Origin of the sequence: Pectobacterium sp. PL64, from assembly GCF_022477975.1 — a bacterium.
In the GTDB taxonomy this organism is placed as follows: Bacteria; Pseudomonadota; Gammaproteobacteria; order Enterobacterales; family Enterobacteriaceae; genus Pectobacterium; species Pectobacterium jejuense.
On the sequence record NZ_CP092070.1, the window covers coordinates 1,263,304 to 1,276,561 of the forward strand.

The 13,258-nt window shown below is 55.5% G+C and carries 11 protein-coding genes and 1 pseudogene; 3 read left to right on the forward strand and 9 right to left on the reverse strand.

The genetic code is table 11. The features are described 5' to 3' along the window. Positions 1-72: 72 nt before the first annotated feature. From HP572_RS05325 to HP572_RS05335, 3 genes are all read right to left on the reverse strand, one after another. Positions 73-1,335, reverse strand: a complete 1,263-nt coding sequence (locus tag HP572_RS05325; protein ID WP_240584982.1) for an MFS transporter — start codon at positions 1,333-1,335, stop codon at positions 73-75. Then, positions 1,332-1,754 (reverse strand): hypothetical protein, encoded by a 423-nt coding sequence (locus HP572_RS05330; protein ID WP_205551166.1) that lies wholly within the window; start codon positions 1,752-1,754, stop codon positions 1,332-1,334. Before HP572_RS05330 ends, HP572_RS05325 begins: the two co-directional genes overlap by 4 nt. A 103-nt stretch (positions 1,755-1,857) precedes the next feature. Continuing rightward, positions 1,858-2,826: a helix-turn-helix transcriptional regulator gene (locus tag HP572_RS05335; RefSeq protein ID WP_240584983.1), complete on the reverse strand. Its 969-nt coding sequence runs from the start codon at positions 2,824-2,826 to the stop codon at positions 1,858-1,860. 214 nt (positions 2,827-3,040) lie between these two features. Here HP572_RS05335 and HP572_RS05340 point away from each other — a divergent pair, with 214 nt between their 5' ends. Together HP572_RS05340 and HP572_RS05345 are read left to right on the forward strand one after the other, a co-directional pair. Next, a complete protein-coding gene (locus HP572_RS05340) occupies positions 3,041-4,867 on the forward strand; it encodes an ABC transporter ATP-binding protein (RefSeq protein WP_305852618.1) in 1,827 nt (608 codons plus the stop codon). Continuing rightward, positions 4,867-6,672, forward strand: coding sequence for an ABC transporter ATP-binding protein (locus HP572_RS05345; RefSeq protein ID WP_371745321.1), 1,806 nt, complete (start codon positions 4,867-4,869; stop codon positions 6,670-6,672). Before HP572_RS05340 ends, HP572_RS05345 begins: the two co-directional genes overlap by 1 nt. Positions 6,673-6,705: 33 nt before the next feature. Here the strand turns inward: HP572_RS05345 and HP572_RS05350 are convergent, their stop codons facing one another. Beyond that, positions 6,706-7,443, reverse strand: coding sequence for a LuxR family transcriptional regulator (locus tag HP572_RS05350; protein WP_205551164.1), 738 nt, complete (start codon positions 7,441-7,443; stop codon positions 6,706-6,708). A 688-nt stretch (positions 7,444-8,131) separates the two neighbouring features. On the opposite strand from HP572_RS05350, the gene HP572_RS05355 reads away from it, so the two are divergent. Next, positions 8,132-8,746, forward strand: coding sequence for a TetR/AcrR family transcriptional regulator (locus HP572_RS05355; protein ID WP_205551162.1), 615 nt, complete (start codon positions 8,132-8,134; stop codon positions 8,744-8,746). On the opposite strand, the gene HP572_RS05360 is transcribed toward HP572_RS05355, so the two are convergent. From HP572_RS05360 to HP572_RS05380, 5 genes and pseudogenes are all read right to left on the reverse strand, one after another. Beyond that, positions 8,724-9,368 carry a membrane integrity-associated transporter subunit PqiC gene (locus tag HP572_RS05360; RefSeq protein WP_240584984.1) on the reverse strand — a complete coding sequence of 215 codons (645 nt, stop codon included), beginning with the start codon at positions 9,366-9,368 and terminating at the stop codon, positions 8,724-8,726. The two genes, HP572_RS05355 and HP572_RS05360, sit on opposite strands and share 23 nt — an antisense overlap. Continuing rightward, positions 9,365-11,008 carry an intermembrane transport protein PqiB gene (locus HP572_RS05365; RefSeq protein ID WP_240584985.1) on the reverse strand — a complete coding sequence of 548 codons (1,644 nt, stop codon included), beginning with the start codon at positions 11,006-11,008 and terminating at the stop codon, positions 9,365-9,367. Before HP572_RS05365 ends, HP572_RS05360 begins: the two co-directional genes overlap by 4 nt. Then, a pseudogene (locus HP572_RS05370) lies at positions 11,005-11,629 on the reverse strand (paraquat-inducible protein A). The gene HP572_RS05365 and the pseudogene HP572_RS05370 overlap by 4 nt, the downstream one beginning before the upstream one ends. Further along, positions 11,619-12,254, reverse strand: a complete 636-nt coding sequence (locus HP572_RS05375) for a paraquat-inducible protein A (protein WP_240585700.1) — start codon at positions 12,252-12,254, stop codon at positions 11,619-11,621. The pseudogene HP572_RS05370 and the gene HP572_RS05375 overlap by 11 nt, the downstream one beginning before the upstream one ends. 34 nt (positions 12,255-12,288) lie before the next feature. Continuing rightward, the gene (locus tag HP572_RS05380; protein WP_240584987.1) at positions 12,289-12,951 is read right to left on the reverse strand and encodes a DUF3313 domain-containing protein; all 663 of its coding nucleotides are present in this window, start codon (positions 12,949-12,951) and stop codon (positions 12,289-12,291) included. Positions 12,952-13,258 lie beyond the last annotated feature (307 nt).

Consider the following 13,258-nt stretch of genomic DNA (forward strand, 5'->3'; position numbering starts at 1 on the left):
ATTTTTTGAGCTACCCGTATCGGGTCTATTTCAACCCGAATACAGCAGACTGCCTGCGAGTTTTCCCTTCCACTAATCCTGCCCCTGCTGGCTTGCTGTAGCCGGGGGAATCCCCTCTGAAAATAGGCGGGAAAAGCGCACTGATAGCCGTTTGGCGGGCCACAGGCTGGCGACGGCGAAGCAGGCCAGCACGCCCAGCGTGGTCTGGTAATTCGTGTGATGGGCTAACTGGAGCGCAGCAATCGACACGATCATGGCGACGGCGGCGTCGGTCGATTGGAACAGCGCATAGTCGGACGCGGGCTGATGGGGTCTGACTAAGCCCATCAGAACGTTGTATAGCGTGACAAACCCGATGGCGGCAGCCAGATTGACCACGCCAAAGAGCGCGATCCAGGCGTTCAATGAATACAGCGGGTAGCCCACGGCCAGTACAATGGCTAACAGAGCGTGCACGACCATGACGGGCAGCAGACAGCGCAGTGCGCCCATGCGTCGAATCAGGACGTTGGCGAGCACAATCCCTACGCCGCTGACGGCGGTGCTGTACACGGTCATGATGATACCCAGTTGGCTCAGGCTAAGCTGTCTGTCGATCAACATGACGGTCTGTAGCGCCATCATGCCGCGCATCGCCAGATAGAAAATGGCCGTGAAGGCTAATACCGGCCAGAGCGCTTTAAACGTCAGACGATTTAGCGTCGGGCGTGCGGCTTGCTGACTCTGACGATCCTGAGTTTGGCTATGCTGGATAGGGGATTGCTGGAGATAGCGCAGCGGCAGGATGAGCATCAGCAGCGACAGCCCCGCCAGCGCGAAGAAGCCGCCTCGCCACCCGGCCTGTTCCGCAATACTCAGGAACGCATAAGAGCCGAACAGAATACCCAGATAGCTGCCGCCGACCTGCGCGGTATTTGCCAGCGCGCGACTGGCGGCGCTGGTGGTGCAAATCGTGATACCGTCGGCATAGATATCGTGGCTGGCGGAGAGCAGCGCCAGCAGCATCAGCGCAATGATAATCGTGAGGACAGAGTGCTCGGGAGATATGACGCCAATCACAACCAGCGTTGCCGCCATCGCGATCTGGAGCAGCACCAGACTGCCTAAATAGGGATTGCCGCGCAGGGGAAGCGCGTGACGCTCGCCCCACGGTGCCCACAGGCATTTGGCAATCCACGGCAGAAAGGTCAGCGACAGCCAGCTTAGCTGCGCAAGATCCAAACCCGCGTGGCGAAAATAGCCCGCTACGCCCTGCATAATGAGGGCGGTGATCATGCCTTGATGGAGGTAGAAACACCAATAGGGCAGATAGCGTGTCATCGAATTGTACGTCATGGTTTACTGCAATCCAGCAGCGTTATCGCCAGCGCCTGTGCTTCAAGCGAGGTGGCGACGACAAAATAGGCATACGGCGCCTGCCCAGACTGCGCCCAGTTCTCCGCCCACTCTACGTATTTTTGCCTTTTGGCTTCGTCGCTTTCGATACGAATCGCACCCGCACAGTATTGCTGTTGCAGGCTGACGTTATCGCGTGTCCACTGAAGATAAGCATTCATAAAAACAGGGGAGCGATGGGGCAGGTCGGCACCCGTCATACAGAGTACAAAGCGTTCTTGTGCGGCATACAGCTGAACGATCTGCGCCATATAACCAGCGGATTCATCGTCGGGCACCTGTTCCGGCATGTGTAAGAAGACCACCGGCCAGGCGTCTGTATCAAGGAAAGGATGTGGCGTTGCAATGGAATCGGGCATGGCGGTTTCTCCTGCTTATAATGGAGAAAATGATAATCATTCGCTGTTGCGGCGCTACCCGAATCCAGTCTATTTGTACCCGTATCGGGATGAACGGGGGCTGCTAAATGTTCAGGCGCTTGAAAGCAGAAGGCGTGACGCCAAACTGCTTTTGGAAGGCGGCGCTAAAGTGGCTGGCGTTCGCATAGCCCAGATCGGTGGCGACCACCATGACGGGCGCGCCCGTGACAAATAGCCGACGCCGCGCTTCGTGCATGCGTTCGGCCTGAAATAACCCATAGATGCTGTTATTGAAGAGCTGGCGGAATCCGCGTTTCAGCTTGAGTACGCTTAATCCGGTTTCTCTGGAGAGCATGGCGATAGTGGGGGCCTGTGACAGATCCGCCAGCAGCAGATCTTTGGCCCGCAGCAGCTTTTGGCGATCGGCCAGGCTGAGCGTGCCCTGCTGCGGAACGGTATCGGCATGTCCGGCAACGGCGAGGCTGACCAGAATCATGCTTTGCCCCAGTAGCCACAGCGGCGCATGGCGGTTTTCGCCGGCCTGCTGCGGGTGCGTCAGGCTGGACAGCGCGTGGCTCAATACCTGCGCGGTTGCCCGCATCTCTGCATTGCAGTCGCAGCGGGTGCAGAGTCGGCCGGAATCCAGCTGCTGTCGCAGGTTACCGGTGAGATCCGGCACCCAGTTAGCCAGTAGTTCAGGGCTCAGCGACACGGTGACGCTTTCAAACCGTCCGGCGTAGGACGACGTGCCCTGACAGTCCGGGGTGTAGCTAATGCAGCCCGAATCTTGCTTCAGCACGTGCTCCCGTCCCCGATCGCCTTTCAGCGAGAATTGCGAATCTCCCTGCAACGAACAGGAAAAATTGATGCGTCCCCAGTCGTCGTGCAAATGCATGGTTGTCGGCTGCCGGAACTGCCCACGCCACACCAGAATATCCAGCCCTTCCTGAAGCGTCGCGCGCAGCAGGCTACAGTCCGCGCCGGTATCCGGCCGCACGACGTGCAGCTCCGCGATCAAATTCGAAATGGTGACTTCAGGCTCGCTGGTGGCTTTCAGTGGGGAGGCATTCAATGGACAGACTCCTGAAGATACGGGTTGCGGTTATCGAACGATCATCGCACCGCAGTTGATGACAGAAACCCGTACCGATTCGGGTAGAAATCGGCTCGAATCGGGTAGATACGCAATTGAGAATAGTTATTATTCCTGACTTTATTGCCGTCGTCGAGTTGATTTGCTTGCGTTACGGGTAAGCGACTGTGCGGGAAGGAGAAAAGAGAAAATTATGCCACATTCTGCTGTTGAAGGCGGTTCATCCGCTGCCGCGCCGCCTTCTACGCCACAGAACCGTGCCTGGCACATTATGCACCCCGTAAGAGGGCAAATTCGTCTGGCGATGTGCCTGTCGGGGCTGTCGGTTCTGGCTGGCATCGCATTTCTGCTTTTTCTGGCGTGGAGCATCCGGCTGCTAATTTTACAGCCCGCGTCATGGCCGCTGTTGACGATGGTCGGGGCCGTGCTGTGCCTGTGCGCCAGTTATCTGCTACGTCTGCTGGCGTTTAATCAGTCTCACTACGCCGCGTTCCGACTGGAAAATCAGATTCGCAGCGCGCTGGCGGAACAGCTGGCGCGGATCCCGCTGGGTGAGGTACAGCGTCTGGGTACAGGTTCGTTGGCGAAAATCGTTCAGGACGATGTAAAAGCCCTCCACCTGTTTGTGGCGGACAGCACGCCGCTCTATACCCGTGCCTTTGTGGCACCGCTGTGTACGGGGGCGTTACTGTTCTGGTTAGATTGGCGTTTAGCACTGGCGGCCTTGCTGGTGCTGGTCATCGGTGCCGTGGTGCTGATGCTGGCGATGCGCAATGCCGGTGAGATGAACCAGCGCTATAACCAGGCGCGGGAAGACGTCAGTACTGCCGTGATCGAATTTGTGCAGGCGATGCCAGTCGTGCGCACCTTCGATACCGGCGCGTCAACGTTTGGGCGCTACCAACAGGCGCTGGAAAATTATCTGGACGTGCTTACGCGCTGGTATCAGCAGGCGGGGTTCTCGGCGCGTTTCTCCTTCGCGGTGCTTAACCCGCTTCCAACGCTGCTGGTGCTGTGCTGGGCGGCCTACGGTTTCTATCACGCCGGCGATCTTGATTTCAGTCTGTGGATCGCGGTGCTGCTGCTCGGTAATGGTATGGCGGAGGCCGTCATGCCGATGATGGCGCTGAACCATATGGTGGCGAAAACCCGATTGAGTATCAGCCGGATTCAGGACGTGCTGGCGTTATCGCCGCTGCCGGAAGCGGAAAGCGATGCCTTGCCCGTCGATGCCAGTGTGAGCTTTGAACAGGTGGGTTTCCGCTACGATCAGCATGCGAGCGACTGGGTGCTGGAGGATGTCAGTTTTCAGGTGCCGGCAGGATCGGTGACGGCGCTGGTGGGGGCGTCTGGCGCAGGGAAAACCACCGTGGCGCGACTCATTCCCCGTTTTTGGGACGTAACAGCCGGGCGCATTTTGATCGGCGGTGTTGATATCCGGCAGATGAAAACCGCCACGCTCATGCAGCAGGTGTCGTTTGTTTTTCAGGAGTCATTCCTGTTTGCAGACACCATCGCTAATAACATCCGACTCGGTTTGCCTGAAAAAAGCATGGAAGAGGTGATTGCCGCTGCGACGGCGGCGCAGGCGCACGATTTTATCATGGCGTTGCCGCAGGGGTACGACACGCTGGCCGGTGAGCGCGGCCAGTTCCTGTCCGGTGGGCAGCGCCAGCGTATCGCCATCGCGCGGGCGCTGTTGCATAACCGGCCGATACTGGTGCTGGACGAACCGACGGCCTTTGCCGACCCGGAAAACGAGGCGGCGCTGCTGGCGGCGCTTGGCGTCTTAATGCAGGGTAAGACGGTCATCATGGTGGCGCACCGACTGTCGACGATTCGTGATGCTGACCAGATCGTGGTCTTCGACCGTGGACGGCTGAGCGAATCGGGTCGGCATGAGGCGCTGCTGGCGGCACAAGGCCGCTATAGCGCACTGTGGCGACACTATGAGCAGGCGCAGAACTGGGCGCTAGGCAGCACATCGTCGAGCAACGGGCAGTCAGGAGAGCGCGCGTGATAAACAAAAACCATACCGTCATAAGCCATTCCGCCATAACGGCGCGGCTATCCGCGTGGTGGCACACGTATCGTCAGTTGGAGCGGGTGACGGGTTCACAGTCTCGGTTGTTCCGTCGGTGTTGCTTAAGCCTGCTGGCGGCGGCGATGACGCAGGGACTGGCGCTGGCGTGTCTGTTTCCGCTGCTGTCGGCTTTTGCCCATGCGGCGGCTTCCCACGAGATAGCGATGTGGCTGGCGTTCATGACACTCCTGAGCCTGCTGACGCTGGTGCTGCGCTGGTATGGTCAAGGGTTTGAATATCGTGGGCAGCTTGCGGCGGCAACTCATGAGCTGCGTATGCGTCTGGGAGAACAGCTGCGGAACATGCCGTTAACCACGCTTCAGTCCACGCGGGCGGGGGATATCAATGCGCTGTTGCTGGGCAGCGTGGATGAGAACCTGAACTATATGCTGGCGATAATAAACCAACTGCTGTTGGCTATCGTGACGCCTGTCTTGATAGCGCTCGTCATGCTGATGGTGGAATGGCGATTGGGCGTGAGCCTGCTACTGATCTTTCCCGCTATCGCGCTGCTTTATCGTTGGCGACGACCGGCATTTTCCCGCACGATGCAGGCGCTGGCGGAGGCGAATCAGCAAACCAGCGCCGATATCGTGGAATATGTGCAGGGGCTCGCTGTGCTGAGAACCAGCTGTCAGCAGGCTGAACGTACATCGGCGCTGCGTCAGCGTTTTCAGCATCTACAGCAGATACAAACGTCGGCTCATCGTAGTGGTGCTAAACCCGGCGCAGTGGTTACTAGCGTCGTTGAGTTAGGTCTTCAGGGCGTGCTGATTCTGGGTATCAGCGGCGTTGTGGTGGGCGCGTGGGATATAGCTATCGTCGCCGCGATGATGGTGATTGTAATACGTTTCTCTGAACCGCTGGCGACGTTTGTCAGCTATACGGCCGTGCTGGAACTGATTGATACGGCGCTGCATCGCATTGACGATCTGCTGGCGATTGAACCACTTCCTGTACACCAGCCTGTTGAGATGCCGACGACGTATGCGATTACGTTCGAGCAGGTGAGTTTTCGCTATGCGGACGAGGCTGAGATGGTGCTCGATAGGGTAGATATCGCGCTGCCGGAGAAGGGGATGACGGCGTTGGTCGGGCCGTCGGGCTCGGGGAAAACGACGATAACGCGATTACTCATGCGTCATGCGGATCCGCCACGTGGACGCGTGTGTATCGGCGGCGTGGATATTCGCCACATTCCAACGCGTGAATTGAATCGGCTGATTTCCGTGGTGTTTCAGGATGTCTATCTGTTCGATGATTCCGTGCTGGCAAACATTCGGATGGCACGCCCGGATGCCAGCGATGCAGATATCGAGCGGGCTGCTGAGGCTGCACAGTGTCTGGACTTTATTCAGCGACTGCCGCAGGGATGGCAAACGCGACTGGGCGATATCGGCGGCAGATTATCCGGCGGTGAACGGCAGCGTATCTCGATTGCGCGAGCCTTACTGAAGGACGCGCCGATTGTGATTCTGGACGAACCGACGGCGGCATTGGATACCGAAAGCGAGCTCGCCGTACAGCGAGCGATTGACAGGCTGGTTCAGGACAAGACGGTGATTGTCATTGCGCATCGGCTATCGACAATTGTGGGCGCACATCGAATTTTGGTTGTCGAGAATGGGGGGATTTCCCAGCAGGGAACACATAATGAATTACTGCATGCTGAAGGCCGTTATCGCGCGTTGTGGAACGCGCAGCAGAAGAGTAAGAGCCTATCCCACCATGCCCATGTTTAAGGGGCATGTCGAGGGGGGATAGATTTGATGGGATTATAACGGTTCGGGCTTGATGAGCTGTAATTCTACGCCCAGCCTGATGGCGTGTTTGGCATTCAGCACGCCCAGTTTTTTTACTACATTACCAATGTGGAATTTCACGGTGCTGATTTTGATATCCAGAATCAGCGCAATTTCCGGGTAGGTTTTTCCCATGCTGGCCCAGTACAGAATTTCGTTTTCGCGCTGGGAGAAAATCTCTTTGTCACCTTGCTTTTTGCTTTGAGGGCTTTGCGTCATCTCTTTGTAAAGATTGGTGATTTTCTCATGAACAGCAATAAGCAGCATTTGCAGTTTGTCTTTGTTTTCCTCAACAATATTTTCCATATCCGTTGGCGCGTGCTCTTCAAACATAATCGATAACGCCGCCAGATTATTATTGTTGTCATGCAAGACAAAGGTGTAGCCATTAACAATATCGTACTCTTTTGACAGATTAAAAATCTTGGAGAACTTCAGCTTAGAGTTAATAACGATGTTGTCTTCCCAGGAGAACGGCGAGACTTTATTTATCGCCGTCAAAATAACCGGATCAATATGCTGATAGTTATTTTCTTTATAGGTATTAACCCATTCCTGCGGGTAATTTGAGATGATCACAACCTGAGAGGGGTTCTTCTTATTCATGATCATGTAGGCGTATTTCAGGTCGCCATACTGCTTTAATTTTCGGCCGAGATAGCTTTTTATCGTGTTATTGATAATTTCATTGTCAGAGCAAAATACAGACATGTAACGGCCTCAATAAAAGCAAGAAAGTACCCATGATATAGATGGCATCCTAAAAGTATAGTGCTGACCTATACCTAAGTCTAACTACTGTTACCCCATGATATCACTTATAATTTTTTCATGAACAGGACAATTTATAAAAAAATTCAAGAAAGTAAATTTTAAAAAATTGTTACAAATTGATTTGCCAACCCAGGGAATTACCCATAATTTTGTTCCTGTTCTGTCTACTGAATTTAGGGTGTGTGGTGTCAAACCACGCACCCTAAAAACAGTTCTCCCGTCATACTTCAAATTGCATATGCGTTGGTAATACTCGGTTCATCTCTGAACCTCGCCCTGATGGGCCGCCGCAAGCGGCGTTCAAATCAGCTAAGCTGATTTGTCCTCGCTCACCCCAGTCACTTACTGAAGTAAGCCCCTGAGGATTCACTGAGTTGCCGCCTTCCTGCAATTCGAATTATTTAGGGGTATGCCGTCATTCGGAGCTGGATAGTAAATAATCCGTTTTCGCTTATCAACCCCCGTTGTACTTTGCTGTTCATCGTCATGCCTTTCTCGTTCTTCTCTCGTTGTTACAGGCTGCAATGCGGCTTTGTGTAAAGAGGCGGCGGCGAGGCTAATGTTTTGATAATATTGCTATATCGAATTCTATTTTGCTCGTCAGCATCGGCTGGCAGGAGTGGTGATGAAAGTCCGCACTAAGGCTCGCCGTGAGGCTATCGTGAAAACAGCGGCGCTGCTTTTTCAGGAAATGGGCTATGAACGCGCCACCATGAATGAGCTGGCGAAGCGGGTCGGCGGTTCCAAGGCGACGCTGTATGGCTATTTTTCAACCAAAGAAGAACTGTTTACGGCTGTCGTTCGTGAACATGCGACCATGCATCTGTCCGAGGCAACGGCGGAGCTGATGACGGACACGCTGGCAGCCGAAACGCTGGACGTACAGCTGTCGCGCTTCGGCGAACGCATTCTGTACGTGTTGACCAACGATAGCAGCGCGATGGCGATTTATCGGATGGTGGTGGCAGAGGCCGGGCATTCCGATATTGGTTCGCTGTTTTATGATTCTGGCCCGAAAGAAAACGTTGATAAGCTGTCCGAACTGATGGCGGCGGCGATAGCACGGCAGGAACTCAAGCCGGGAAACCCACGTTTGCGGGCGTTACAGTTTTTGGCGCTGCTGACGGCAGAAATCGATGACCGCATATTCCACCGTCATTTACAGCCAATAAGCCTCGAACGTATCCGCGAGATCGTCGGGGATGCGGTCAGTATGTTTATGGCCGGGGCGGCGGCGTAGAGCAGGTGCCTTGGCGATTCGGCATCCAGCGAGTCGCCGTTGCGGCGATTTGCTCCGCTAGCCGCGTGATGACCTGCTGCTGAGCGTGCAGCATAGCAGTACCACTGTTCGCCGCCTGCTCGGTAAACTGGCTGCGACAGATCAACCGTGCGCGCTCATCTTCTTTTCCAACGGCGCTTAGGCTCCAGTCGGCGTCGAACGTCACCGATTGGCCCGGCCAGCTATCAAATCGCCGAACCTGAAGCTGAATTCTGACCACCGGCGTGTCTGCCGAACGCACCAAGCCTGAAACATCCTGCGTGTTGAGACGCTGCGTCAGATCGGCGGAAAGCGCGGTACGAATTTCCTCACTCAGCGGGCTGAGCCAACGCTCGTTATCCAGCACGACGGCACCGCTATCACCCTGTCGAATAACGAGCTGCGACGTATCAAGCTGTGCCGGGACACCAACGGGCAGCACATCGATAAAAAAGGGTGCTGCATGTGTTGTGTTTGTCATAAAGGATAGCGTTGCAGCAGGCGAGGCGGGCGTCAGCAGCGTGTGGTAACGCACCGGAGGCGACGAGCAGGCGCTCAGCAACGCCATCACGGTAAGCGATAAGAACAATGCCGCTCGTTTCATTTTGAAGATCCTTCTCGGGAAAGGGGATCGCGGTTAAATGCCGCCGACGAGTCGCTTGGTCGCCCATGCAGCAGCGACTCCGGATGACGGTCAATTTGCTCGGCTAGGCTGCGCAGGGCGCGCAAGGTGCGCTGAATTTCCTGTAGTGACTGCGTGATGCCCAGTTGCAGCGGCGAATCCTCTTCCAGAACATCCTGTGCGCGGCGTGTGGCCTGCTGCATTTGTTTCATCAACCGATTAGCCTCTGGCAATGTCTGTCCGTTAACCTGTCGTAGCGCTTTATTGGCTTCTATCAGCGTGGTGTTCATGTTGCGGCCGATCGCATCCAGCGGCAGGTTATCGATCTTGCCGATGATACTCGCCATCTGCGTTTGTAACCGATCGAATCCCCCATCGACGGTGGGCAGCACTAACGGGCGGGCGTTGAGATCAAACGGTGTCTTCGCCGCATCGGGCACAAAATCAAGTGAGATATAAAGCTGTCCGGTCAGCAAATTGCTCGGTGCCACCTGTGCACGCAGACCATGTTCAACCAGATCGCGCGTAAACTCAGCCGTTTGCTGTTCGAGCGACATCGCCTGTTTAGGTAACTTATCCAGTACGTTGCCGAGGCGGTTAGGAAACACGTCAATGCTGACGACGGTTGGAAAGCGATAGCCCGTTTTGCTGTAATCCAGCTCAATAGCAGTGACATGGCCGATTTTGACGCTGGAGAATTCAACGGGTGCACCGACCTCCAGACCATGCAGCGAACGGTCAAAGCGGAGTTTGAAGGAGATGGGCGGACCATCCGGCGGTGACAGGGCTGATTCCCGATCGCTCGCCAGTTTGTAGGTGGTCAGCGGTTCCGGTCGGGCAATCGTGTTGTCCAGATCGGGCGTGGAAAACGCGATGCCGCCAGTCATGACGGCAGCGAGGGTTTGTGTTTTGAGGCGAAAACCGTTGGCGTCCACCGAGAGATCCACCCCGCTGGCATTCCAGAAGCGGGTATTGGGCGTCACAAAGCGGTCATAGGGCGCATCAATGAAAACCTGAAGCTGGACGCTGCGACCATCGCGATTCAACTGGTAAGACGCGACGCGGCCGACGGGGATGCGGCGGTAGTAAACCGGCGAACCGCTATCCAGCGATCCGAGATCGTCCGCCTGAATGACAAAACGGCTGCCCGGCATGCCGTTAATTACCGTGGGCGGCGACTCTAAACCGATAAAGCGAGTTTCTCCTTGAGTCGATTCGCCTTTATCGGCTCCAATGTAAGCGCCGGAAAGCAGGGTATCGATGCCTGTCACACCGTTGATGGCGACGCGTGGGCGAACCACCCAAAAACGGCTATCGGTATGCGCCAGATTTTCCGCATTTTTATTGAGCTGTACCGTGACGAGAACCTGCTGGCTGTCCTGACTCAGCGAGATGTCTTTTACACTGCCTATCACGACGTCTTTATATTTGACGACGGTGCGGCCCGCCTCAAGGCCGCTTGCGCTCTGAAAAGAAATCACGATTTCCGACCCGGTATCCGACCAGGTGTGAATCAGCATAGCGAGCCCCGTTAGCATGGCGAGTGCCGGTACCAGCCAGATTAATGAGATTCGCCAGCGTTGGCGGATAATCACCGGCTCGCCGGGTTGTTCGTCGATCATTTCTTGTCACCTTTCCAGATAAGACGCGGGTCATAGCTCATGGCAGATAACATGGTCAGTACCACCACCAGCCCAAAAAAAAGAAATGCCGCTGCGAGGTTCCGCTTCACTCAGCGGTGGAAATCTGACGAGCGCTGAGACGGCGGCAATGACGACGACATCCAGCATGGACCAGTAACCCACCCATTCCGTTAGCCGATACAGTGCCGCGCGCTCGGCCATCGCCTTACGGCTTTTTTGGCGAGACATGACGAGCAGCAGGCCGAGAATCAGAAATTTCATACAGGGGATGACAATGCTGGCGGTAAAGATCAGCAGGGCGATGCCGTAATCGCCGCTGTGCCAGAAATCCATCACGCCGCTTAGGATGGTGCTTTCGCTCCCCAACCCGAAAAAACGGGTGTACATCACGGGTAACACGTTCGCGGGAATGTAGAAAATCAGGGCGGCGATCAGTAATGCGGAAGAGAACGTGGTGCTGTCCTTGTGGGAAGACGTCAGTCGCGACCGACAGCGTGGGCAACGCGCCGCGTCGTGCGTGTCGGCATCATGCTGGCAGACGAGCCCGCATACCGGACAGGCGACCAACGGCAACGGTTGGGCGGACGGATTACTTTTCATGGCTGACCACGCTGCGGTTGCTGTCCGTGGGCACCAGCGACCACAGTGGGCGCAGATCCAGACTGTTGACGACAACGAGCAGCAGCATCAGCGCGGCTATCGCCCAGCAGCCCGCTCCCGGCATGACCTGCATAAAGCCGGAGAGCTTGATGGCGGCGATCAGAAAGCCGAGCGTCGCAATCTCCAACATGCTCCAGGGACGAAGCCACAGCAGTATCTTCATGACGGGAATAAATCCGGGGGCGCAGCGGCCTTGGTTGGCGAACATCAGTATCCAGCCTGTCAGCATGATTTGTAGAAATGGGGCAATAATCAGGAGAAAAAAACAGCCTACTGCCAGCGGCAAGGTCGCCCCGTTAGCCAATGCGAGCGCTGCTTGCCAGAGCGTTGCCGTATTCTGTAGCGCATGGAAACTGACGCTCAGTACTGGATAGATATTGGCGATAAAAAACAGGATGGCCGCCGTTTGTATCAGTGCCAGCCGATGCCCGATATTCATCCAGCCTGAACGATACAGTGTGGCCTGACAGCGCGTGCAGCGTGCTGCTTCACCGGGATTTAACACCCGGTAATGATGCACGCTGTCACAGTGCGGACAGATAATTAAGTGGGGATAGATTGTCATCATGCTGTTCCGCACCGTGATAGTCGTTTTCCGCTTACTTCAGCATGTCAGCCAGTTCTTCAGCCGCTTTATCGATACCGACCTCCGCGGCGCTTAGTGCGCCCACGCTGGCGCTGACGTTCATGGCGTTCGGGTACTGCTTCGCGACATAGGCATTGAGCAGTTTGTTGGTCGTCGCATCATAAATTTCAACGGCATAGTTCACAGATCCGTTGAGCAGACCTTCTTTGCCACGGATGGACTGCACGATGTTGTATGGCCCGCCAGCCAGGTCGAATTTGGTAAACGTGCCGGCAACCGGCGTCGTGGTATCGGCCCCCGTCAGGGTCAGTTTCAGCCGCAGTGTACCGGGGGCAGGTAAGGTCACTTCGTTGAAACGGGAGCGCAAGGTTTTACTGAACGTATCCTGCATATAGGCGGCCAGCGACTGCTTGTCCTGCTGTGACATGTCCTTGAACTGGTTATCGCTGCCCTGATAAATGCTGACCGGGTCGATGATGATGTGAGTGTATTGCGTCCAGTCGACGGGCGTGGTGTAGCGGTAAGGAATGCGATCTGCGTGCTCACCGGTGTTTTGCGCCAATTGCGAAGACGATGCGATGCCGCTGTAGCGCACGGGGGGATTACTCGCGCAGCCCGCGAGTACGACAGCCAGAGCCAATACGGTAGGACGTGCAACCCGGGATAATGTGAACATATGAGAATCCTGTAAAGAGAACCGCGAAATAGCGTGATAACACGCAGCCTTAGCCACACGACGTCCAGCCACGCCAGCCGCTTAGGTGCCAGAGCACCGTCACAGTTGCTATGCGTAAATGTCGGCATGCGTACTTTTTATAAAACTGAACTGTACGGTATGTTTTTAGTTTTTTCTGACTGCTGTGTCAAGAGAGGTGTGAGGTTTTCTTCTCAGGCAACATTTCTGTCACGATTTGGGATAAGGTGTTGGCAAATTCTGCCGATATTAATGATTCAGGGAATGTTATCTGCACCTTAAGGATGCT